This window comes from Limnobacter sp. CACIAM 66H1, assembly GCF_001601825.1.
Taxonomy (GTDB): domain Bacteria; phylum Pseudomonadota; class Gammaproteobacteria; order Burkholderiales; family Burkholderiaceae_B; genus Limnobacter.
The window spans coordinates 37,290-59,435 of record NZ_LUJK01000002.1; the positions used below are offsets into that span (position 1 = coordinate 37,290).

The following is a 22,146-nucleotide window of genomic DNA, read 5'->3' on the forward strand; positions in this document are numbered from 1 at the left end:
TAAACAAAGGCGGTTTTTTCAATTCAGGTACAGCGGTTTAACAGATCAACAAGTACACCATGTAAAGTTGCAGGCCCAACTGCGCAAGGAAGAACGAGGCGCGCAAGAACACCTGGATAAAGGACGTGCCGCTGATGTGCACCACGCTTTGCGCAATACGCGCATACAATACATAGGCTGCCACAGCATTGATGGCTTCAACCTCACCCATCAAACCTGCCATGGCCACAATGCCCGCGAATACTGGAAAATTCTCCAGGCAGTTCAAATGCGCGCCTTTGGCCCGTTGAAGGAACATGGGGTCTGTGGACTCCTTGCCGCGCTCCCATGCATCAATCCGCTTCTGGCCCAACAGGGCTTGAGGCACGCGTGGTGAAACATAAATCAAGGCCAGAATCATGACCCAGCCTGCATAAAGTAATACGGTGGTGTAAGCGTTCACTGTTTTGTCTCCTTCTTGTATGGGGTTGTGTGATGCAAATTCACCGATGATTATGGGTGAAGGCACCTGCACTGACCATCATAAGTTCGGACAAAATCAGCCCTCTTTGGCTTTCTTGACCACCGCATACCTGTCCAGCGTTTTCTTTCTCGCGACATCGTGCTCAACCACGGGCCTGGGGTATGTTTCACCCAGAACCACCCCAGCCATTTGCAATTCGAAGGGTGGACATTCGGCGGGGTTGTGAATGTATTTGTTCGGCAGTTTGGCCAGTTCGGGACAATACTTGCGTATGAATTTGCCGTCCGCATCGAATTTCTCGGACTGGCTGTAGGGGTTGAAAATACGGAAGTAGGGTTGTGCATCGCACCCACTGCTGGCAGCCCATTGCCAGCCACCGTTGTTGGCTGACAGGTCAAAGTCGTTCAGATGTTCGGCAAAGTATTTCTCGCCCCAGCGCCAGTCAATGCCAAGGTCTTTGGTCAAAAAGCTGGCTGTCACCATGCGCAGGCGGTTGTGTTGAAACCCGGTTTGGTTCAATTGCCGTTGGGCGGCGTCCACCAAGGGGTAGCCGGTTTTGCCTTCGCACCAGGCCTTGAAAAGCTTTTTTGCTTTTTCATCGTCGTCCCATTGAATTTGATCGTATTCTGGCTTGAACGCTTTTTCGGCCGCATCAGGGCGGTGGTAAATGATCTGGAAATAAAAGTCGCGCCAAATCAATTCATTCAGCCAACCCATCGCACCTTCGCTGCCATCGAACTTAAACCGGTCATAGGCAGCTTTGGCCAGTCTGCGAATGGAGATGGTCCCAAATCGATTGTGCACACTCAGGTAGCTCACACCCTTCACGGCAGGGAAATCACGTGCCACTTTGTACTTGTCCATGCGGTTGAGAAAGTCCTCAAATGCATCCAGCGCGCCTTCCTCGCCGGGCTTGATCATCTCCAGCAAATTGGTGCGTTTAAAGCCCATGTCTTCCAGACCAGGTGCTTTCAGTCCGGAATCGTTGGCCAGAGAGGCCATTCTGGATTCGCTGGGGTAGGGCGTTAGATGGAACTCGTCCAGTTTTTTCAGGCAGGCATTTTTAAATGGCGTGAAGACGCTGAAAAAGTTGCCGGCTTGGGTCAGCACCTCGTCCTCTTCAAAAATGGCCTGGTCTTTGAAGCGGAACAATTCAACTCTCTTGTTTTGCAGGGATTTGCCCACGGTGATGTCCCGTTGAATCGCTGCAGGTTCATAGTCTTTGTTGGTGAACACAGCCTGCACACCCAGCTTTGCAGCCAGTGTCGGGATCGCTGTTTCGGCGTGGTCATAGACCAGATGCAGGTCCCCGCCAAAGCCTTGAAGCTTTGCTTTCAGCGCCATGCAGCTTTCCCAGATGAATTCCACGCGTCTGTCTGCCTTGTTGGCCAGCGCGTCCAGAATGGTTTTGTCAAAAACAAACACGCAATGCACTTGTTCGCAGTGCTTCAAGGCGTAGAACAGTGCGGCATTGTCGTGGGTTCGAAGGTCGCGCCGAAACCACATCAGGCCTTTGGTGTACTGGCCCGGCTTGGGTTGGGTGGACAGTGGGTGGTTTTCCAGAAGTGATGCAGACATGGGAACAACTTAAATTTGGGTTGGTCTGTGCGCTTTAAGGCGGATAGAGGAACGCCTACCCGCTTTTGCACAGTTAAAAGGCATTACAATTTTGGCATGAGCGAGACCGAAATTTCCACATCCACTGAATTTAGCTTGTCCGGTCAGTTGTTGATCGCCATGCCGAATATGCTCGACCCCAGTTTTGCCGGGTCCGTGGTGTATTTATGTGAGCACTCCGGCAAGGGCGCCATGGGGTTGGTCATCAACCGGCCCACCGACTTGGCCATCGAAAGTTTGCTGGAAAAAATCAATGTGGAAGTGGAAGGCTATATGCCAGCCCATTTCCCGGTGATGATGGGGGGGCCAGTGGCGTCAGAGCGTGGTTTTGTTTTGCACACCGAGCCTTTGAACTGGAATTCATCGCTGAAAGTGAACGATGAAATTTCCCTGACCACTTCTCGCGACATTCTTGAAGCCGTAGCCCGTGGCGAAGCACCAGGCAAGTGGTTGGTCACCCTGGGATACGCTGGATGGGGCGAGGGGCAGCTTGAAGAAGAGCTGGCTCAGAACGCATGGCTCACCGTGCCCGCCAATCATGAAATACTGTTCGACACGCCTTTGGAAGAGCGCTTTGCAAGCGCCTACGCCATGTTGGGTATTGACCCCGCCCTGATGAGCGGTGCTGCGGGGCATGCTTAATCAATGACCAAGCCCGTGCATTCGCCCAAACCGACACAGTACCTGGCGTTTGATTTTGGTTTGAAGCGAATTGGCGTTGCATTTGGTAATTCCCTGACCAAAACTGCCAGTGGTGTGTCCGTGGTTGAAGCGCAAAATGATGAGCAGCGGTTCGACAAAATTGAAAAGCTGATTAAAGAGTGGCAGCCAGAGGGCCTGGTGGTTGGGGTGCCTCGACAGGCCGATGGTGCCGACAATGAATTGACCGCACGTTGTGAGCGTTTCGCCCGTCAATTGGAGGGGCGTTTTTCCCTGCCATGTGCCCGGGTTGATGAGCGCTACACCAGTGCAATCATGGAAAGCTGTATGGGAGGCAAGGCCGCCCGCGAGAACAAAGGCCGAGTCGACATGGGCAGTGCCTGCCTGATTCTGGAACAATTCTTTCTGGAGGGACGATGAGCCTGCCAAACCCCGAAGCCCTGTACGCCCGCCTGCGTGATCAAATTGAAAAAGCCTTTCCCGACCGTTCCGAACTGGGACTGATTGGGGTGCACAGCGGAGGCGCCTGGATTGCCGAGCGACTGCATGTTGACCTGGGTTTCAGCTTGCCTTGCGGCTTTCTCGACAGTGCTTTTTATCGCGACGACTTTTCCGAACGGGGCTTGAAAGAGGCCCCCAAACCAGCCGAGGTGCCCTTTGAGGTTCAGGGCCGCACGATTTTGCTGGTGGATGACGTGTTGTACACAGGGCGAACCACAAGGGCGATTGTGAATCATTTGTTTGACTTTGGCCGACCTGCAAAAATTGAGTTGGCGGTATTGCTGGATCGTGGTGGCCGTGAATTACCGATTGATGCGCAGTATGTGGGCAAGCACCTGCCGCTGAAACCCAACGAAGCGTTTGTATTGACCCAAGATGATCAAGGTGCTTTCCGCCTGGAGCTGGAGGTAAAACCAAATTGAATAACCCTCAACTGAACGCCGCGGGTGAGCTGGTTCACCTGTTGAGCATTGAAGGGCTGCCCAAAGCGATGATTCTTCGCATTCTGGACACTGCTGAATCGTTTTTGTCGGTGACCGATCGTGAAGTGAAACAAGTGCCTTTGTTGCGCGGCAAGTCAGTGTTCAATGTGTTTTTTGAGAATTCCACCCGAACCCGCACCACGTTCGAGATTGCTGCCAAGCGCTTGTCAGCCGATGTCGTGAATTTGAACATTGGTTCTTCGTCGACCAGCAAGGGCGAGTCGCTGATCGACACCATCGACAATCTGGCGGCCATGTCGGCCGACATGTTTGTGATGCGGCATTCGGAAAGTGGTGCCCCTACCTTCATGGCACAGCACTTGAACCGTACCAGCGGTGGCACTATTCATGTGATCAACGCGGGTGATGGTCGGCATGCCCACCCCACACAAGCGCTGCTCGACATGTACACCATTCGCCACTACAAGCAAGACTTCACCAAGTTGCGCGTGGCCATTGTGGGCGATATTTTGCACAGCCGTGTTGCGCGTTCCGACATTCATGCCCTGACCACCCTGGGTTGCCCCGAGGTGCGTGCTGTTGGCCCAAGCACCTTGTTGCCCAGTCACCTGGATAACATGGGGGTGCGCGTTTACCACGACCTCGTAGAAGGCATCAAGGATTGCGATGTGATCATCATGCTGCGTTTGCAGAAGGAACGCATGACTGGTGCCCTGATTCCGTCGGCTCAAGAATATTTCAAGCACTTTGGGTTGACTGAAGAAAAACTGCGCCACGCCAAACCCGATGCCATCGTGATGCACCCCGGCCCCATGAACCGTGGCGTAGAAATTGATTCGGCTGTGGCCGACGGTCCGCAAAGCGTAATTCTGAATCAGGTGACATTCGGGATTGCCGTGCGTATGGCGGTGATGAGTATTCTGGCATCGTCCAGCAAAAGCGCTTAAATTGAACTACGAGGAAAGACAATGCGAGTCTTGATTTCTGGCGGACGAGTGATTGATCCCAGCATTGGCGCTGATGCAGTCATGGATGTTGCGGTGGCTGCTGGACGCGTGGTGGCGGTGGCCCCCAAGGGCGAAATGCCTGCCGACTTCGCGCCGAGTAAAACTATCGATGCCACTGGCCTTTGGGTGCTGCCCGGGCTTGTGGATTTGTCGGCGCGCCTGCGCGAACCAGGCTATGAATACCGCGCCACCCTTGAAAGTGAAATGGAAGCAGCCATGGCTGGCGGTATTACATCACTGGTGTGCCCACCCGACACAGAACCCGTGCTGGACGAGCCTGGCTTGATCGAGATGTTGAAGTTCAAGGCACGCCAGTTGAACCTGGCCAAGGTGTACCCGCTGGGCGCCCTGACCACGGGTTTGAATGGCGAAACGCTGACTGAAATGGCCGAACTGACCGAGGCAGGTTGCGTGGGCTTTAGCCAGGCTGAATCGCCCATTCGCGATTTGCGTGTGTTGCTGCAAGCCATGAAGTATGCCCGTAACTTTGGTTTCACCGTGTTTTTGCGGCCCACTGAGCCCAACTTCAGCAAGGGCGGCGTGGCCCATGCCGGTGCTTATGCTTCACGCATGGGTTTGAGCGGCATTCCGGTGATGGCTGAAACCATTGCACTGCAGGCCTACTTTGAGTTGGTTCGTTCAACAGGTACTCGCATGCATATCTGCCGCATCAGTTCGGCCAAGGGCATTGAACTGGTTCGACAAGCCAAAGCCGAAGGTTTGCCTGTGACTTGCGATGTGGCAATCCACCACGTGCATTTAACCGACCTGGACATTGGTTTCTTCGACCCCAACGCCCACCTGATCCCGCCCTTGCGCGAGCAGCGCGACCGCGACGCTATTCGTGCCGGTTTGCTGGATGGCACCATTGATGCGATTTGCTCGGACCATACCCCGGTAGACGACGATGCCAAGTTGTTGCCTTTTGCGGAGAGCGAGGCGGGCGCGACCGGGCTGGAGTTGTTGTTGACTTTGACCGTGAAGTGGATGCGTGAGCAGAACGTGCCCCCCTCACGAATTGTCGAATTGTTGTGTGGCAACCCCGCCGACATTATCAAGGTTCAAGCGGGCAGTTTGCGCACTGGTATGCCGGCCGATCTGTGCCTGTTCAACCCGGAAGTCGATTGGGTGGTGGGCGAGGCCAGTTTGATCAGCCAGGGCAAGCACACGCCGTTCAATGGTTTTCCCATGCAGGGCAAAGTGCAACTGACCATGGTGAATGGCAACGTGGGCTACAGTAGCCTTGAAAAAAGCAAAATGAAAGTGCTTGCTGCTTAAGGTTCACAACATGCGCAAAGCCTGGATGTTGATTCGCCTGATTGCTCACTTGCTCTATGGCTTTGTCGTGGCGTTGGTGTTTTGGCCCTTGTTCAGCAAAGCTTTGAAAGAGGCCATTGAAAAGCGTTGGGCCCGCCAGTTGCTGGGTATTTTGAATGTGAAGGTAAAGGTGGTGTATGAATCGCCTGAATCGAATTACGCCATTCACAAGCCTTGCCTGCTTTACAGCACGCACGTGTCCTGGTTGGATATTTTCGCGTTCAACAGCATTCACCCGGTGACGTTCATTGCCAAATCTGAAATATCAAAATGGCCCATTGGTGGTTTGCTGGCCAAGCGCAGTGGCACGCTTTTTATTGAGCGCGGCAAGCGACATGCTGTTCGCGACGTAATTCATGCCGCCGTCAAGGTGTTGGGCACTGGGCGTTGCGTGGCTGTGTTTCCGGAAGGCACAACCGGGCCTGGAAATGCGCCCCTGCATTTTCACAGCAACTTTGTACAACCTGCGATACAGGCCAAGGTGCCCTTGGTACCAGTCAGCTTGCAATACTTCACCCCTGATGGAAAGTTTTCTGCGCAGCCTGCTTTTATCGGCGAACAAACCTTGCTTGAGAACATTCAGGTGTTGTTGGGCAGCAAAACCGGGTTTGTAGTTCAGCTTTATATTCACGCACCGGTCGATACACACGGGCGCACACGGCATGAACTCAGCGACGAAGCACACGAGAAAATCCGTGTGTTATGTGCTCAAACGAGCGGAGCGACCTGAATTCAGGGAATGGTGGGCAAGGGCGGTTCTACCGCATCCACTTGAATGATCGCTTCATCTTCCAGACGAAGTGCGGTCAGCTGACCACCCCATACGCAGCCTGTGTCGAGGCAATAACCAGCTTTGTTTTTCAGTTGCCCCAACGTGGACCAATGCCCGAAAACAATGGGCCCCTCGCCTGAAAACCCTCGTTCGAGCTCAAACCATGGTTTCAGTTCTGGAGGTGCATCGGCAGGTTCCAGTTTGTATTTGAAGTCGATTTTGCCGTCGTCGCGCATCATGCGCATGCGGGTAAACACGTTCACGATCAGCCGCAGGCGATCAAATCCCTCCAGCGACTGTTCCCAACGGTTGGGTTTGTTGCCGTAAAGTTCAGCCATGAAAGCCTGCCAGTCTGGACCAGACAACACCTGCCGTACCTCATCGGACAAGGCCAAGGCATCGTCGAAACTCCATTGCGGCAACAGGCCTGCGTGGGTCAGTAGGGCGCCGTTTAAAGTGTTGTCGACGACAGGCAAGCGAAGGGCCAAGGGTTGGCCACGCAGCCAGTCCACCAGTTCTTCGCCATCTGGTGCGTTAACCACTTCGGCAATGGTGTCGCTTTCATGGCTGCGGCCACTGTTGCACCAAAGTGCCAGCAGATGCAAATCATGGTTGCCCAGCACGGTGTGGGCATTCTCTCCCAGGTTTTTGATGAATCTCAGGGTGTCCAGAGACCTTGGGCCTCGATTGACCAGATCGCCGGCAAACCACAGCGTGTCGTTTTTAGGGTTGAACCGGATTTTATCCAGTAGCGTCAATAAGGAATCCAGACAACCCTGAACGTCGCCAATCACATAGTTGGCCATATTGAAAACAAACCAAAACAACGAAAGTAGTATTATGCCTTGAGTCTATGTATTCAACGCGTGGAGTTGGATCAGGCCCTTGCGTTCTCAACCTTCTATTTTGACTATTTCGGGTATTCAACCATGAGCATCTCCTCCTCTATTTTCAAAGCCTATGACATTCGCGGCATTGTGGACGACACCTTGACCGAAGAAGCTGCCTATTGCGTGGGGCGTGCTTTGGGGCAGTTGGCCTTGAGTCGCGGCAAAAATGAGGCGGTGGTGGGGCGAGATGGGCGTTTGAGTGGCCCACGCCTGTGTGGCGCACTGGCCGATGGTTTTCGGGATGCGGGCGTGAATGTGGTGGATGTGGGCATGGTGGCAACCCCACTGGTTTATTTTGCAACCTTCTTGCTGGGCAATGGCACCGGTGTGCAAGTGACCGGCAGCCACAACCCCCCGCAGTACAACGGCCTGAAAATGATGGTGGCTGGTGAAACCTTGTACGGCGATACCATTCAGGGACTGTTGAAATGGATTCAAACCGAGAAGCCCGTGCGTGGCGTAGTACCTGGCGTACAGCGCGGTGGCTACCGTGAACTGAATGTGTGGCCTGATTATTTGAGCAATATTCTGGGGCACATCAAACTGGCACGTCCCATGAAAATTGCCGTCGATTGTGGCAATGGTGTAGCGGGTGCATTTGCAAAAACACTCTATGAAGCTTTGGGCTGTGAGGTGACAGAGCTGTTTTGTGAGGTGGATGGCAATTTCCCCAATCACCATCCTGACCCTGCTCATCCAGAGAACCTGCAAGACCTGATTGCTTGCGTGAAAAACGGCGATGCTGAAATTGGTTTGGCCTTTGACGGCGATGGCGACCGCCTGGGCGTTGTGACCAAAGACGGTGAAATTATTTATCCCGACCGCCAGTTGATTTTGTTCGCGCGTGATGTGATTGCGCGTAACCCTGGCGCCATGGTGATTTATGACGTGAAGTGCACACGCCATGTGGCCAAGGCTGTAAAAGCTGCAGGTGGTGAGCCACTGATGTGGAAGACCGGCCATTCATTGATCAAGGCCAAGTTGAAGGAAACCGGTGCCCCACTGGCCGGCGAGATGAGCGGCCATGTGTTTTTCAAGGAACGCTGGTTCGGTTTTGACGATGGTTTGTACGCCGGCGTGCGTTTGCTGGAGATTTTGTCGCGCAGCGGCGACCCCAGCGCTGAACTGAATGCTTTGCCCAATTCATCGAGCACACCCGAATTGCAGTTGCAAACAGCTGAAGGTGTGAACTTTGACATTGTGAAACGTTTGCAGGCCGAGGGTAAGTTTCCAAGTTCGGAATCGGTCAATACCATTGATGGTGTGCGGGCCGAATATGCCGACGGTTTCGGGCTCGCGCGTCCGTCCAACACTACACCGGTCGTGGTGATGCGTTTTGAAGCCGACAGTGATGCTGCGCTGGCCCGTATTCAAGGCGAGTTCAAGGCTGCCATTTTGGCGGTGGCACCCGATGTGAAGTTGCCGTTTTAAATGACCCGCGAAACAGACCTTGAGGTTATTGAAGCCACCCGCCGCTGGGTAGAGCAAGTGGTGGTGGCTTTTAATTTGTGTCCCTTCGCCAAACGCGAACTGGTGAAAGATCGCGTACGTTTTGTGGTGAGCAAGGCCAGGGATGAAGCCACACTGCTGGACGAACTGGCCCATGAGCTGGCTTTGTTGAATGTGGACGGTTCAATAGAAACAACACTGCTGATTCACCCGCAAGTTCTGCAGGATTTTTACCAGTACAACGATTTTCTGACGGCTGCTGATGAGTTGCTGGTCGACATGAACCTGGAAGGCGTTTACCAGGTGGCCAGTTTTCACCCTGATTATCAGTTTGGTGGTACAGATCCCGGCGATGTTGAAAACTACACCAACCGTTCGCCTTACCCCATGTTGCACCTGCTGCGCGAAGACAGTTTAAGCGAGGCCATCGACAATTATCCCGACGTGGATTTGATCCCCGAGCGCAATATTGATTGCATGAATGAGCAGGGTCTTGAAAAGATGCAGGCATTGTTGACTGCATGTTTGAAAGGTGCGGGCGGGAAATAAACAACAGGGTGTTAAAAAGAAAACAACACCCTGCTTGAATTGGGTGTTTTGCTCTAATTGTTTCTTTGGCTTACAGGCGTTCACCGGAAAACAAAGCGGCGATTATATTTCGCAGTTTTTTGAATTTTCCTTCTAGTCAAAAACCTTGGATGTAACTCTGGAGTTTCGAGGAAAGCCTCGAAAAATGGACTTGCAGGTCAAACGGACTGCTTGCAAACTAAGGGCTCACATCCCTCCTCCTTTGCTTCTGAGGTTTGCCCGATTAACCATATCGGGCATTTTTTTTGCCCTTTTTCTGGGCACACTTTCCCAATTCAAGTAGCATTGCGCCTGTAGCAAACAAGCGAAATTGCCGTGGCCACATACACCGTCAAAGAGATGTTTTATACCCTGCAGGGCGAAGGTGCCCAGGCAGGCCGGGCGGCTGTGTTCTGTCGGTTTTCCGGTTGCAATTTGTGGACTGGACGCGAGGAAGACAGGGCCACGGCCGTGTGCAAATTCTGCGACACCGATTTTGTGGGCACCGATGGCGTGGGCGGTGGCAAATTCAAGGACGCCGTTACGCTGGCCAGGGCCATCGCAGAGACCTATCTGGGTGGGCAAGGCACAGCGAAGCCCTATGTGGTATTTACCGGTGGCGAGCCCACCTTGCAACTTGACACTGCTTTGATTGACGCTGTGCACGCGAATGGGTTTGAAATTGCCATCGAGACCAATGGTACCTTGCCTGTACCTTTGGGTGTGGACTGGATTTGCGTCAGTCCCAAGTTTGGCAGCGAACTGGTGCAAACCAGCGGCAATGAATTAAAGGTAGTCGTTCCGCAATTGGGGCAGGATTTGAATGCCTTAGGTCGATTGCAGTTTGATCACTATTTTGTGCAAGCCATGGACGACTCCGATCCCCAGAAAAAGACGAGAAACATGCAGGTGGCCATACAAACCTGTTTGGACAAACCCCAGTGGCGTTTGAGTGTACAAACCCACAAAGTAATTGGAATGCCATGAAAGTTTTCAAACAATTCACCTTCGATGTAGCGCACCAGTTACCCGATTGGCCGGGTTTGCACGGCCACAGCTACACTGCCGAGGTGTGGTTTGAAGGTCCTGCCACGGATGGCTATGTGGTGCCTGAAAGTCTTTTGACCCAACATGTGGGGGCGGTGCACAAGCGGCTTGATCATTCTTATTTGAACGAGTTGATTGAGCTGCCCACTTCAGAAAACATTGCCCGCTGGATTTGGGATCAACTTCGCCCGGTGGGGCCCTTGATCAAAGTGAAAGTATTTCGCGGGTCGATCGGGTTTGGGGTTGAGTTTGATCTTGAGGATGCGAAGGCGGAAGGCCGGGCCTGAGGCTGCGGTTTCTGGCCAACTCGGCGTGGGTTCCTTGTGTTGCACTGGACTGGTGACTTGGGAGCTGAACTTGAAGGGTCACCGCTGCCCGAAAACTTGGCATTTCGGCTTGTCGTCTTGAGCCTGCACTAAGCCAAGCCCTCCAAAAGTAACGGTCGGGTCTTGGCTTTCGCGCCAGGGCGCGATCGTTAGTCTCTGGGCGCCAAGCCGGCAAGTTTTCTGACTGGTCATCGTGCGACCCATTGCAAGTTCAGCTCCGAGTCACCGCTGGCGCAACGCCCATTCGGCGGCGGTGTTTCGATCGCCTCGCCTTCAAGAAAACCTGCCCTTGCGTGCCGAGCAGAGCCGGTGTTGCCCAGCATGGGCGACAGAGAACGAACCCGACCCGCAGTTTAGGAGGGTCGTTCTCAGGCATCGCAAGGCTCAGCAAGGGAGAAACAGGTTTTCTGGCGAAAGATCGGAACCCAAGCCAATTGGGCGATTAAGAGGCTACGAGAGATCGGAGCCCAAGCTGATCGGGCAGTTAACCGGCAGAAGAGAGATCGCAACCCTAGCTGTCACGCCAGAATTTTCTTGGCCTTGTCGCTTGTAATTTGCTGGGCCCATACAAATTGGCGTGAATCATCCGCCGTCATCGGTCGAGCCAGGCCAAAACCTTGCAGCTCAAGCACACCCGACTCAATCAGGAAATCACGTTGCTCGGCGGTTTCAACGCCTTCAGCGACTACTCCCAAGCCCAGTGCCTGAGCCATTGCCAACACAGTGCGAGACAGAATTACACTGTCTGTTTTGTTGGGCAGGTTGCTGACAAATGATCGATCAAGCTTGATCGACTGAACCGGCATTCTGTGCAGTGTGGCCAGTGAGGAATATCCCGTGCCGAAGTCGTCGATCGACAGGGATACTCCCAACTCATGTAAACGGTTCAGGTCGTGCAGCACCGTTTCCTGATTCTGCATCAACACGGTTTCAGTCAACTCAAGTTCCAGCAGCCTGGGGGGCAATGCTGTTAGTTTAAGTACCTTTTCGACTGTGTCACAGAGTTTGCCATCCAGCAACTGAATTCCCGATACATTCACTGAAACGCTAATTGGATTCTTCAGTTTCTTGTTGGTGTCTTTCAGCCATTTGCAGGCCTTGCGCATCACCTGCTCACCCATCGGGATGATTAAACCGGTTTCCTCGGCAATCGGAATGAACTGGGCCGGTGGAATCAATTCACCTGTGCGGGAACGCATCCGTGCCAGCGCTTCAACCGAACAAATGGAACCATTGGCGTTAAAGCGCGGCTGATAATGCAATTCGATTCGATCGTGCAAAATTGCATCATGTAGATCATTCTCAAGATCCACTTTGGTTTGCAGGGTTGCACTCATGTTGGCGTGGAATACGCGCACCGTATTTTTGCCGGCTTGTTTGGCCTGGTACATCGCAATATCGGCATGTTTCAGCAGGCCTTCCACATCGGTGGCGTCGGTGGGAAACAGGGCCACGCCGACCGAGGCACCCACATAAATTTTCTTTTCACCCAACTCAAACGGTTTTTTGCTGACTGCGTCCACGACCTTTCGGCCCACATTGAATGCGGTTTCCTGGTCGGCAATGTAGGGCAGGGTAATGACAAACTCATCGCCTGACAAACGGGCAACGATGTCTGAACTGCGCACCACGCTGCGCAGCCGTTTGGACACGGCGATCAGCAAGTCATCGCCGCGGTCATGCCCAAGCGTGTCATTCACCGCCTTAAAGCCATCCAGGTCGATAAACAGCAAGCCCAGCTTGAAATCCTGAACCTGGTCATTGCCCAGTAGTTCTTGCAAAGTTTGCGACAGGGCCAAACGATTGGGCAGACCCGTCAATGGATCATGCGTGGCCTGATGCCGCATTTTGCTTTCATTGCGTTTAATGGAGCTGATGTCGGTGAAGAAAATCGAAATCAGTTCATCGCTTGGGTAGGCTTTCACTTGGTACCACATTTCGTTGGCAGGGTCCTGCCACTGGAATGTTTCAGGTTGCATGCTGCCTTTGGCCTGATTCACATACTTGAACAAAGGCGTTTTCTTCAAGTGGGGGGCACGTTCCCACACCATGCGACCCAGCAACAATGGCGCAGTTTTACCCAGAAGTTCAGCACCTTTTTCATTGAGGTAATTCACATAGCCATTCATGTCGATGGCGAAAAACGCATCATCCATCGATTCAAGAATGTTGTTGATGCGTTCTTCACTTTTTAACAACGCTTCTTCAAGATGAATATTGCTTGAGCGCCCAATCAGCAGTATGTCTGCGCCGATGCAGGCCGCCGTCCAGTCGAAGTACACCACATCGTTGAATGTGTTGCGCAGGCGGAAGGAGCCGTCGGTAGAGCCTGTCTGGTATTTTACCTGGTCGAGCAGTCGCTTGAATTGACCCACATCGGTGCGAAACACCAGGTTGGACGCGTCCAGGTTTTCCAGTTGTTCGCTGCTTTGTCCCAAAAACTCTTCCAGTGAGGGGCTCAGTTTCTTGATGCGCCCCTTGTCATCGACATTTAGCAACACACTGTTGGGAATTTTTTTGTCGATGCTGTCGGAGAAATCGGAGCGTTGTTCCGGTGTATTGACCGCAGACACGGCGGGTGTGGACAGTTGGGTGTTTTTTGCGTCGTGTTCCTGAATCACTCCAAACTCGCCGTGCGCCAGCATTTGTAAACGCAACCACTGCGAGTTGACTTTGACATGACCTGTCCAGCCTTGTTGCCGGTGCAATGCATTTGAAAGAGCGCGATAAATGGCCATGCCGTAGCGATTCACAATCAGTTCACTGCCCGATTTGAATCCCAGCTCTTGTCGGAATAATTTGCTGGCTGCGATGAGGCTTAATTCCTCGTTAACATGACCCAGCAGGGCATAACGCGAGGTGCCGCTGTCCAGTAGCTCATTGATCAGCGGATCATCAAGAACATTGCTCAGGCTCATACATCGAACCTCGAGAGCCGTTTTTCCATTTCGCGCATCAACTCATCGGAGCGCAATATGGTTTGTACCGTGCTGGCCAACGTTCGGAAAGCGCTTTCCGTGCGCGCTTGCATCCCTTCCATGGCACCCAGCACTTCCCAACCCTGACGTTGATTGCCATGACCATTTTCTACCCACTGATGTGTGGCACGGTCAATGGATACCAACTGGTTCTCAATGGCGCTCAAGCCGCTTTTCAGCACATCCATCCGGGCCATGAAGCCGTTGGTGCGTTCGTTCAGATTGTCCAGCGTACCCAAGGTCGCTTGCACCTGCTGTGCTACAGCAGGAGACAGTTCTTTTTGAAACTCCTTGTGCAGGGCCTGCATCTGTTGACTGGAATCAAAAGCCTGTTTGCTGATGCGTTGTAATTGTTCCAGGGATTGGTTCAGTTCATTGAGCAGATCAAAACTGTCTTCGGTGACTTTCTTGGACAGCTCAGCAGTGCTTTGTCCCATGCGGGTTTGGTTGCCCAGGCTTTGAACGAAATCGCGCAGCTTTTTGGAAGCCTGTGAGCTGTCTTCCATTTGTTGTGTATTGCCTGCGCCCAGTTCTTTCGCAATTTGCGAAAGCTCTCGAATGTCTGTCCGAAGCATTTTGAATGCTGCGACGACAAAAGCCATGTTGTCTGCATAATCGTTGAAGACCTGCCCCATCGGGGACATGCGACCATGCTCATCGGTTTGTGCGCGTACCCGCAGGTTAATACCCTTTTCCTTGTCCAGATAGGCTAACAGTTTGGCGCCTTCTTCTGCGGCCAAAGCATGTTGGCGAAGCGTTTGCGCGATGACTGAGAGCAGCAATACAGCCACAGCCACGTAAAAGCCGTGAAGAGCCACTGCGGGCATGCCCGAAAATGGACCGCGGAAGATATAGCATTCAAAACCCGCCTGCTGCAGCATGTCGAACACAATGTGATGGATCACGATAAACAAGCCCATGCTGAGCAAGGGGCGAGTGTCCCGGTAAGCCAGCATCACTGGCAACAACATGAAAAAGCTGAAGTGATACTCAAGCAGTCCGCGTGCCAGGTGCACGTGCAGTGCGCCCATGCCCACCAGCAGTGCGGCGTTGATGTGCATGGTCAAAGGCTGTCCCGCGTGCCAGCGTGTAATCGCCAGGCTGCTCAGAAAAAGCGGAATTCCCCAGCCCAGCGCTTGGGCCAAATTGTTGTAGGCCAGCCCTTCGAGGGTGGCAAACACCAGGCAGGCAAAACTGACGATCACGCACAGCCAGTCGGCGTTGATCCGGATTGAGGCAAAGTCAGTGGCGTTGGGCGCTGCGCCGGACAGTTTGCTTAGAAAAGTAAAGAAGCCGTGGGAGGGTAGCTGCACCGGAGCGTGGGAAGCTTGTTGGTTCAGGGCCGAGTGCTGGGCGTGCATGGTGAATTCTCGAATGTAACTTTGTCCAAATGTTAAATTCGAGAATACTGGAAGTCATTTGTAATCAATCACCTGAATAGAGTGGATTTTCACCCCTTCAGAATCGTTCTTCGGGTGTCAGCAAACGCCACTGGCCCACCGGCAGGTCGCCCAGCATCACTCGACCAATCCGGACACGTTTCAAGCCCACCACTTTCAGGCCGACGATTTCACACATTCGGCGAATTTGCCGCTTTTTGCCTTCGTTCAAAATGAAGCGAAGCTGGTCCTCGTTTTGCCAACTGACGCGTGCGGGTTTGAGAGCTTCGCCGTCAAGGCTAAGGCCATAACGCAGCATTTCAAGTCCACGATCAGTCAGTTCACCTTCGACTCGCACCAGGTACTCTTTTTCCACGGTGCTGTTGGCATCGATCAATTGTTTGGCGATTCGTCCATCTTGGGTCAACACCAACAAGCCAGTGGAGTCGATGTCAAGTCGCCCTGCTGGTGCAAGGCCTTTGAGCATGGCGGGCTGAAATGGAGTCGATGTTTTCCGGTCGGCCTGATTCTCAAGGCTTAAGCATTCCATGGCGGCTTTGTACCGGCCCTCGGGTTGCCCTGAAACCACACCGATTGGCTTGTGGTAAAGAATGGTGACCTGCTTGCCGAGTACATTTTTTGCGCGTGCATCCAGGTCAATCGTGACAGTGGGCAGCACCTTGGCCCCCAGCTCGTCAACCACTTTTCCATTGACGCGCACCCAACCGTTTTCAATCAGGTAATCTGCTTCGCGGCGCGAACAAAGACCTTTCGCAGCCATGATTTTGCTAAGGCGTTGTGGTTCAAACGGGTCGAGCATGTCCAGTGTGTTTGTGCCGGTGACCTTGCTGCGGCGAGGCCGTGCAGCACCGGCAGCCGGGGCCACAGGGGCGCTGCGCATGGCTGCACGGTTGCGGTCGGGCTTGGCGGCAGGTTTTGTCAGGGTAGTTGCTGCTTTGCCTGTTGCGCTGCCGGGCCTGCCACGTCCCGCTGCTGCTGGTTTGGCGGGGGTGGCTGTTTTGTTGCGGTTACTGGGGCGTGCCGGTGGACCGGAACGCCCTGAGTCGCCAGTGCGGCCTGCACTACTGTTGCGGCCTGCGGGTTTTTTCATGATTTCACGGTGTCCTTGTGCATTGAGGCCGTATTGTAGGTGAAATCAATGGCTTAGGCTATGTCCTCTGCAGGTCGGGTGGCAACAGTTTGTACAGCACCGGCGTCACCAGGCGACCGATGAAGGTTGAAGAAATCAGGCCGCCAATAATGACCCAAGCCATGGGCGAGTAGAGCCCGCCACCCTGCAAGGCCAGAGGCAGCAAGCCACCCACGGCAGTGGCGCTGGTCAGCAAAATCGGCAGGAAACGGATTCGACCTGCTTCTTCAATGGACTCATCAAGACCCTTGCCCTCTTCGCGCAACTGGTTGGTGAAGTCCACCAGCAAAATCGAGTTCTTGATTTCAATGCCGATCAGCGCAATGAAGCCAATCATCGCGGTGAAACTGAGTGAGTTCCCGGTGAGGAACAGCATGACCATCCCACCGGTAACACCCAATGGAATCACGAACAGCACAATCAGTGTGCTTTTAAAGCTGCCAAATTCCAGCACAAGAATAGCCAGAATGCCGAATATGGTAATCAGGATCGCGGTGCCAAATCCGGCAAAGCTTTCCTGTCGGCTCTTCACTTCGCCAGCCATTTTGTAACGGTAACCCGTGGGCAAGCCCATCTCGTCGATCTGCTTGGCAATTTCATTGCTGACCTTTTCCGTGTTGTACCCGGTGCGGGTGTAGGCAGTCAGCAAAACAGCACGCTCGCGGTCAAAGCGGTAAATGCTGTTCAGGTTGTCATCGAGTTCAAGCGTGGTGAGTTGAGTCAGTGGCACGGCTTGTCCGGTGCGTGAAATCACATGAAAGTCGTCGAGCGCACTCAAGCTGCTGCGTACACCTGCAGGGCCACGCACGCTGATTGTGTATGCGTCGCCGTTGCTCTGGCGAATTTCACCTGCAAATGCGCCTGCAATCGCCAACCGCACTGCCTGGTCCAGCTCGGCCGAATTCACGCCCAGCAAACCTGCTTTTTCAAAATTCACTTTTAATCGAAGGTCACTGCGCCCGGTACGCTGAGGGTTGTCCACGTTTTGCGTACCAGGGTGGGCCAGCATGATGCGCTCCACCTGTGCGGACAATTCGCGCAGAGTCTCAATTTCGGGCCCAACCAAGCGAATGCCAATCGGCGCATCGATGGGCGGTCCATTTTCAAACTCGCGTACGATCAGGTTGGCCCCTGCAATTGTTTTCAATTCGTTGCGAATGTTGTCGAGCAGCTTCGGCGTGTCGTCGTTGTACTCCTTGAGTTGCACGAAAAGCTCACCCACATTCGATTGTTTGTCTTGTTGGAACACGTTGTAATAAATTTGTGGATTGCCTTCACCCACGGTGGCCATGACCGCGGTAATCTCGCCGAATTCACTGAGTTTGTTCTCCACCTGTTTCACCACAGAGTCGGTGGCGGTCAAGCTGGAGCCTGGAGGCAAACCTACCTCGATGACAAACTGCGGTGTATTGGCTTTGGGGAACAGCGACATGCCCATGAGTGGCGCCAAACCCAGGCTGGCCACGAACAACACCAGCGATGCAGCCACCACGGTTTTTGGGGTTTGCAAAGCGCGGTGCAGCAGCGGGGTGTAAATTTTGTCGATTAGCCCCATGAGTTTCTGAAGCACGATATTGCCGTGTTCGTTTTCTTCTTTTTTCAGCACACGACTGGCCAAAAACGGAATGATGGTCAAAGCAACAAACAGCGATGCAATCACTGTAAACACCACAGCCACGGGCAGTGAACGAATGAATTTCCCAGCGTTGTCTGGAAGCATCAAGAGGGGCAGGAAGGCGAACAGCAAAGTTGCGGTACAGCCCAAAACAGCCAGCGAAATTTGCTTGGTGGCCAAACGTGCAGCATCGATGCGGTTGTAGCCCATGCGCAGGTAACGTGAAATGTTTTCAATCACCACGATTGAATCATCGACCAACAGGCCCAAGGCAACCACCAGACCTGCAATGGAAAGCTGGTTCAGCGAAAAGCCTGCATAGTACAAACAGGCCAAGCCTGTGAGCAGCGAAAGCGGTACGCTGACCATCACAATACCCGAGGCCCGCAAACCCAAAGGCAAGAGCGTAATCAGCACCAGCGTGACAGCCAGGGCAAAGTCAAAGGTCAGGCGATCAATCCGCTTCTCCACGTTTTTGTACTGCTCAAATCCGCGTTCGAGTTTGATGTTCGGGGGCAGCGTTTTCTCGAACTCGTCCGCGGTCTCCTGCAAGGCTTTCTGGGTCACAAAAATATTGCGTTCATCTTTCTGGTTGGCTGTGACAAACACCGCACGCTGACCATTGAATCGGGCCATCACCTCCTGGTTTTCATAGTCCCATTGCACATCGGCCACATCGCCCACTCGAATCAAGCGACCGCCCAGATCACCACCTGTGCCTGTGCCCGCAATCACCGTGTTTCTGATTTCTTCAACGCTACGGTACTGACCGGAAGTTTGCACGTTCAAACGACGTGCGCCTTCTTCAACGGGGCCCCCGGGGATATTCAGTGATTCACCCTGAATAACACGCGCTACATCGGCGGCTTGTATGCCCAACTCCGCCAGCTTTTTAAAGTTCAGGCTGACCCGCACTTGTTGCTCTGGGTAGGCCCAGCTTTCGCTTTCACGCACCGATGAAATGCGCTCGAACGCCTCGGAAAGGTCTTCAGCATAATTGGCCAAATCAGCATAGCTCGCTGTTTCCGACACCAGTGAGTACTGAATGATGTTGGTGAAGCCAGGGTTGATTCGTTCAATTTCCAGTTTTTGTATGCCCGCAGGTAGCTGGTCTCGAATGCTGTTGAGTTCCCGGTTTACTTCATCGAACTTTTTATCAACATCGACTTCCGCATCGAAACGCACAAATACCACACCGCCGCTGTTACGGGATGTTGAAAGCATTTCTTTCAGGTCATCCAGGCTGCGCAGTGCATCTTCAATTGGCTTGGCCACCTGTTGTTCCATCTCGCGTGGGTCAGCGCCCGGATAGATGACATTGATGCGGAATGCGCTGATGTCGAAGTAGGGGTCTTCGGTTCTGGGAATGTTTTGATACGCGCTGATACCGATGGCCGTCAGAAGGAAAAAGATCACCAGCGTGAACTGGTAATTCTTGATGGAAAAGTCCGAGAGTTTCATCTGGATTACTCCTGAACTTTCACGGTTTCACCGTCTTGGAGGTAGGCGGCGCCTGTGCTTACCACGCGTGTGCCTTCAGCCAGTTGGTCGACCAATGCAATTCGGTCGCCTTGTATAAAGGCCACAGCCACAGTTTGACGTTTCACGGTGTTGTCAGTTTGTACTGTGTAAATCCAGGCTGCCTTGTTGTCGCCTTCCACGACGGCTTCAATCGGTACGTAGCTGCGAGTTCCATTGAAATTGTTGGGCTCGATGTGGGTACGACCTTGCATACCGGACAGCAGGTTGAGGTTTTCATGCGCACTGGTATTGACCTCAACCAGTACCCCGTAGGTGCCTGTGGCCGGGTCTGCAGCCTGACTAAGTTCAATCACCTTGCCGGGCCACTTCACGCCCGGCAGGGCATCGAATTGCACTTCAGCTTTTGCGCCGAGCTGGATGTGAACCGCTTGCCTGTCTGCAAGGCTTGCTTTCATGACAAAGCCACTGCTTTTACTGCCGAGCAGCAAGATCGGCTGCCCGGGAGATACGACCTCACCAGTTTGCGCAAAACGCTTGAGCACAACACCATTGGCCTGGGCTTGAATTTCTGCAGTTTGGCTTGCAAATTGAGCTTGACTCAATTGTGCGCGTGCCGCTTGTGCGGCAGTTTCAAGGTTGTAGAGCTGTACTTTTGAAATCACTTCCTGTTCACGCAATAATTTGCCACGTTGCAAATCGCGTTGGGCTTTCTCAAAACCTGCGCTGGCTTGGCTCACAGCTGCGTTGACGTCTTGTTTGTTCAGCGAAGCCAGCCGCTGGCCTTTCTCCACGGTTTCGCCTTCACGCACATTGATGCGTTCGATCACGCCACCCACTTTGAAACTCAACCGTGTTTCATCCCGAAAGGCGCCAATGCCAGGTACTTCAATCAAGCTGGCTGCAGGGCCGCTCTGTACGGCTTCGGTTTTCACCAAACGGTATTCCACCGGGGGTGCTTCCTCAGGAGTCGCCGGGCCACAGGCTGCCAGCACCAATAGGGAGAGGGTTGATAAAACGAGTGCGGGTTTCATGGTTGAGCTCCTTCCTGTGGGCTTGGCTCGGGAATGTTTCGGTTGTTGTACTGCCAGACTGCATGGTCGATTCGGGCCTGATACACGGCAGTGACCAAGCCCAAACGTGCACGTGTTGCATTTTGTTCGGCACTTAAAAATTCAACTTGGGTCGTTTCGCCGGCATCGCGTTTGCGTTCATTGATCCGCAGGCTTTCTTCTGAGGCGGCTTGTTGGGCCATGCGCGCCTGGATGCTGTCCAGCGACACCAGCAGGTTTTCCCTGGATTGAAGTTTGGCCAGTTGCAGCTGCCGGTTCACTTGTCGCGCACGTGCTTCCAGAGCCTGCACCTGCGCTTGGTTGCGCGCCACTTCACTGCTGCGAATTCCGGCGTCTGCGAGGGTCCAGTTCAACACCACCGATGCACTGGCAAATCCGGTGTTTGGGCCAGTGTTGTAGTCGCGTCCCTGGTAGCCGCCTTCAATTGAGTAGCCCAATGTTGGTTTGTAAGTTGCACGACTGGCATCCAGTTGGGCGCGTTGGGCGGCCAGGCTTCGCTCAAGCCGGGTGAGGGCGGGCGCTGCTGTGTTGCCCAGTGTTTTTGGTGTGAGTTGGTCCAGCAATGTTTGAATGGCACCTGGGCTAAGGTCTTCTTGTGGAAGTTCTACCGGGCTGTCGTTGGGTGCATAGCGCAGCAGGTTGAAATATTCTTTGGCCAGCAAGGCCTGCGTTTGAGCCTGGCGCAAGGCCACTTGGACCTCAAGGGATTCGGCTTCGGCACGCTTGGGTGCGTCCAATGTCGTTTCCCCAGCCTTGTAAAGCACTGTGTTGATACGCTCGTTCTCTTTCAGTGTTCGCAGACTGGCCTCAAGAATCGAGATTCGGGCTTTGGCTTGTGCATATTGCCAATAGGCGGTGTGCAGGTCGCGTACCAATTCCTCTTTCACTTGCAACTGGGCTGCTTCTTGTGCGCCCACCGCCTGGGTTTGTGCTTGCAGTTGCTGGTCCAGAACAGGTTCGTAAATCGGGCCGCGTACCACCAGCCGGGTGTCTTGCTCGGTCGGGCGTAGCAGTGGAATAGACTGGTTTTCCACTGTGGGAAAACGGGGCGGTTGACCTGGGGCTGCGGTTAGTGAATTTAATGTTGCATACACGGGGTTGAGCAAATCACCTGCCGGGAAATCAATGGTGCGCCCGCCTTCGGCCACGCTGGCCCGAGCTTGCAGTGTCAGGCTGGGATAAAAACGTGCGCGTAAATTTTCTAGTCGCTGGCGTTCAGCTTCCACTTCGAAGCTGGCTTGTGCCAAGGCTGGGTTGTTGGTCATCGCCTGGTCGAGGTAATCGTCCAGTGGAGTGCCCGCTTGGCTGGAATGTTGAATTTGAATGGCCATCAACAGCAATGCAGCCATTAGACGCCTGTCAAACCAAGTGTAAAAAAAGCGCCCCTTGGTCGGGCGCCTGCGTGATTGTGCG

19 protein-coding genes are annotated in these 22,146 nt (G+C 53.6%); 10 read left to right on the plus strand and 9 right to left on the minus strand.

Annotated elements, in window-relative coordinates; genetic code table 11:
* Positions 1–37: 37 nt before the first annotated feature.
* Positions 38–442, minus strand: coding sequence for an MAPEG family protein (locus A0129_RS00830; RefSeq protein ID WP_291711515.1), 405 nt, complete (start codon positions 440–442; stop codon positions 38–40).
* Positions 443–538: 96 nt separating this feature from the next.
* Positions 539–2,041: a deoxyribodipyrimidine photo-lyase gene (locus tag A0129_RS00835; RefSeq protein WP_291711517.1), complete on the minus strand. Its 1,503-nt coding sequence runs from the start codon at positions 2,039–2,041 to the stop codon at positions 539–541.
* Positions 2,042–2,137: 96 nt separating this feature from the next.
* On the opposite strand from A0129_RS00835, the gene A0129_RS00840 reads away from it, so the two are divergent.
* From A0129_RS00840 to A0129_RS00865, 6 genes are read left to right on the plus strand one after another with little or no spacing between them, the layout of a single operon-like run.
* Positions 2,138–2,722 carry a YqgE/AlgH family protein gene (locus A0129_RS00840; RefSeq protein WP_291711519.1) on the plus strand — a complete coding sequence of 195 codons (585 nt, stop codon included), beginning with the start codon at positions 2,138–2,140 and terminating at the stop codon, positions 2,720–2,722.
* A 3-nt stretch (positions 2,723–2,725) separates the two neighbouring features.
* A complete protein-coding gene (gene ruvX / locus A0129_RS00845; protein WP_291711523.1) occupies positions 2,726–3,160 on the plus strand; it encodes a Holliday junction resolvase RuvX in 435 nt (144 codons plus the stop codon).
* Positions 3,157–3,663: a bifunctional pyr operon transcriptional regulator/uracil phosphoribosyltransferase PyrR gene (gene pyrR, locus A0129_RS00850; protein WP_291711525.1), complete on the plus strand. Its 507-nt coding sequence runs from the start codon at positions 3,157–3,159 to the stop codon at positions 3,661–3,663. Before ruvX ends, pyrR begins: the two co-directional genes overlap by 4 nt.
* Positions 3,660–4,631 (plus strand): aspartate carbamoyltransferase catalytic subunit, encoded by a 972-nt coding sequence (locus A0129_RS00855; RefSeq protein WP_291711527.1) that lies wholly within the window; start codon positions 3,660–3,662, stop codon positions 4,629–4,631. The genes pyrR and A0129_RS00855 overlap by 4 nt, the downstream gene beginning before the upstream one ends.
* A 21-nt stretch (positions 4,632–4,652) precedes the next feature.
* Positions 4,653–5,969 (plus strand): dihydroorotase, encoded by a 1,317-nt coding sequence (locus A0129_RS00860; protein WP_291711529.1) that lies wholly within the window; start codon positions 4,653–4,655, stop codon positions 5,967–5,969.
* Positions 5,970–5,979: 10 nt separating this feature from the next.
* Positions 5,980–6,738: a 1-acyl-sn-glycerol-3-phosphate acyltransferase gene (locus A0129_RS00865; RefSeq protein WP_291711531.1), complete on the plus strand. Its 759-nt coding sequence runs from the start codon at positions 5,980–5,982 to the stop codon at positions 6,736–6,738.
* Between the two features lie 2 nt (positions 6,739–6,740).
* On the opposite strand, the gene A0129_RS00870 is transcribed toward A0129_RS00865, so the two are convergent.
* On the minus strand, positions 6,741–7,586 hold the full coding sequence (locus A0129_RS00870) for a symmetrical bis(5'-nucleosyl)-tetraphosphatase (protein ID WP_291711532.1): 846 nt from the start codon (positions 7,584–7,586) through the stop codon (positions 6,741–6,743).
* A 123-nt stretch (positions 7,587–7,709) separates the two neighbouring features.
* On the opposite strand from A0129_RS00870, the gene A0129_RS00875 reads away from it, so the two are divergent.
* The 4 genes from A0129_RS00875 (at position 7,710) to A0129_RS00890 (ending at position 11,020) form a co-directional block, all read left to right on the plus strand.
* Positions 7,710–9,101, plus strand: coding sequence for a phosphomannomutase/phosphoglucomutase (locus A0129_RS00875; RefSeq protein ID WP_291711534.1), 1,392 nt, complete (start codon positions 7,710–7,712; stop codon positions 9,099–9,101).
* Positions 9,102–9,668, plus strand: a complete 567-nt coding sequence (locus A0129_RS00880) for a DUF1415 domain-containing protein (RefSeq protein ID WP_291711536.1) — start codon at positions 9,102–9,104, stop codon at positions 9,666–9,668.
* A gap of 354 nt (positions 9,669–10,022) precedes the next feature.
* On the plus strand, positions 10,023–10,673 hold the full coding sequence (gene queE, locus A0129_RS00885) for a 7-carboxy-7-deazaguanine synthase (RefSeq protein ID WP_291711538.1): 651 nt from the start codon (positions 10,023–10,025) through the stop codon (positions 10,671–10,673).
* Entirely contained in the window at positions 10,670–11,020 is a 351-nt protein-coding gene (locus A0129_RS00890) for a 6-carboxytetrahydropterin synthase (protein ID WP_105028247.1), read from the plus strand. Before queE ends, A0129_RS00890 begins: the two co-directional genes overlap by 4 nt.
* Positions 11,021–11,577: 557 nt before the next feature.
* Here the strand turns inward: A0129_RS00890 and A0129_RS00895 are convergent.
* The 6 genes from A0129_RS00895 to A0129_RS00920 all read right to left on the minus strand — a co-directional run bounded on the left by A0129_RS00895 (position 11,578) and on the right by A0129_RS00920 (position 22,082).
* Positions 11,578–13,977, minus strand: coding sequence for a bifunctional diguanylate cyclase/phosphodiesterase (locus tag A0129_RS00895; RefSeq protein ID WP_291711540.1), 2,400 nt, complete (start codon positions 13,975–13,977; stop codon positions 11,578–11,580).
* Positions 13,974–15,398 (minus strand): hypothetical protein, encoded by a 1,425-nt coding sequence (locus A0129_RS00900; protein ID WP_291711541.1) that lies wholly within the window; start codon positions 15,396–15,398, stop codon positions 13,974–13,976. The genes A0129_RS00895 and A0129_RS00900 overlap by 4 nt, the downstream gene beginning before the upstream one ends.
* 97 nt (positions 15,399–15,495) lie before the next feature.
* Positions 15,496–16,236: a pseudouridine synthase gene (locus A0129_RS00905; protein WP_040512761.1), complete on the minus strand. Its 741-nt coding sequence runs from the start codon at positions 16,234–16,236 to the stop codon at positions 15,496–15,498.
* A 349-nt stretch (positions 16,237–16,585) separates the two neighbouring features.
* Complete coding sequence (locus A0129_RS00910) at positions 16,586–19,642, minus strand: efflux RND transporter permease subunit (RefSeq protein ID WP_291711544.1); 3,057 nt, start codon at positions 19,640–19,642, stop codon at positions 16,586–16,588.
* A 5-nt stretch (positions 19,643–19,647) separates the two neighbouring features.
* Positions 19,648–20,694, minus strand: coding sequence for an efflux RND transporter periplasmic adaptor subunit (locus A0129_RS00915; protein WP_291711545.1), 1,047 nt, complete (start codon positions 20,692–20,694; stop codon positions 19,648–19,650).
* Complete coding sequence (locus A0129_RS00920; RefSeq protein ID WP_291711547.1) at positions 20,691–22,082, minus strand: TolC family protein; 1,392 nt, start codon at positions 22,080–22,082, stop codon at positions 20,691–20,693. Before A0129_RS00920 ends, A0129_RS00915 begins: the two co-directional genes overlap by 4 nt.
* Positions 22,083–22,146: the final 64 nt, after the last annotated feature.

Bases quoted from the DNA above. Each gene is read 5' to 3' on its own strand.
- ruvX (WP_291711523.1), top strand. From the start codon at position 2,726: ATGACCAAGCCCGTGCATTCGCCCAAACCGACACAGTACCTGGCGTTT.
- A0129_RS00890 (WP_105028247.1), top strand. From the start codon at position 10,670: ATGAAAGTTTTCAAACAATTCACCTTCGATGTAGCGCACCAGTTACCC.
- A0129_RS00900 (WP_291711541.1), bottom strand. From the start codon at position 15,398: ATGCACGCCCAGCACTCGGCCCTGAACCAACAAGCTTCCCACGCTCCG.
- A0129_RS00880 (WP_291711536.1), top strand. From the start codon at position 9,102: ATGACCCGCGAAACAGACCTTGAGGTTATTGAAGCCACCCGCCGCTGG.
- A0129_RS00905 (WP_040512761.1), bottom strand. From the start codon at position 16,236: ATGCTCGACCCGTTTGAACCACAACGCCTTAGCAAAATCATGGCTGCG.
- A0129_RS00910 (WP_291711544.1), bottom strand. From the start codon at position 19,642: ATGAAACTCTCGGACTTTTCCATCAAGAATTACCAGTTCACGCTGGTG.
- pyrR (WP_291711525.1), top strand. From the start codon at position 3,157: ATGAGCCTGCCAAACCCCGAAGCCCTGTACGCCCGCCTGCGTGATCAA.
- A0129_RS00840 (WP_291711519.1), top strand. From the start codon at position 2,138: ATGAGCGAGACCGAAATTTCCACATCCACTGAATTTAGCTTGTCCGGT.
- A0129_RS00875 (WP_291711534.1), top strand. From the start codon at position 7,710: ATGAGCATCTCCTCCTCTATTTTCAAAGCCTATGACATTCGCGGCATT.
- A0129_RS00835 (WP_291711517.1), bottom strand. From the start codon at position 2,041: ATGTCTGCATCACTTCTGGAAAACCACCCACTGTCCACCCAACCCAAG.
- A0129_RS00915 (WP_291711545.1), bottom strand. From the start codon at position 20,694: ATGAAACCCGCACTCGTTTTATCAACCCTCTCCCTATTGGTGCTGGCA.
- A0129_RS00870 (WP_291711532.1), bottom strand. From the start codon at position 7,586: ATGGCCAACTATGTGATTGGCGACGTTCAGGGTTGTCTGGATTCCTTA.
- A0129_RS00860 (WP_291711529.1), top strand. From the start codon at position 4,653: ATGCGAGTCTTGATTTCTGGCGGACGAGTGATTGATCCCAGCATTGGC.
- A0129_RS00895 (WP_291711540.1), bottom strand. From the start codon at position 13,977: ATGAGCCTGAGCAATGTTCTTGATGATCCGCTGATCAATGAGCTACTG.
- A0129_RS00920 (WP_291711547.1), bottom strand. From the start codon at position 22,082: ATGGCTGCATTGCTGTTGATGGCCATTCAAATTCAACATTCCAGCCAA.
- A0129_RS00865 (WP_291711531.1), top strand. From the start codon at position 5,980: ATGCGCAAAGCCTGGATGTTGATTCGCCTGATTGCTCACTTGCTCTAT.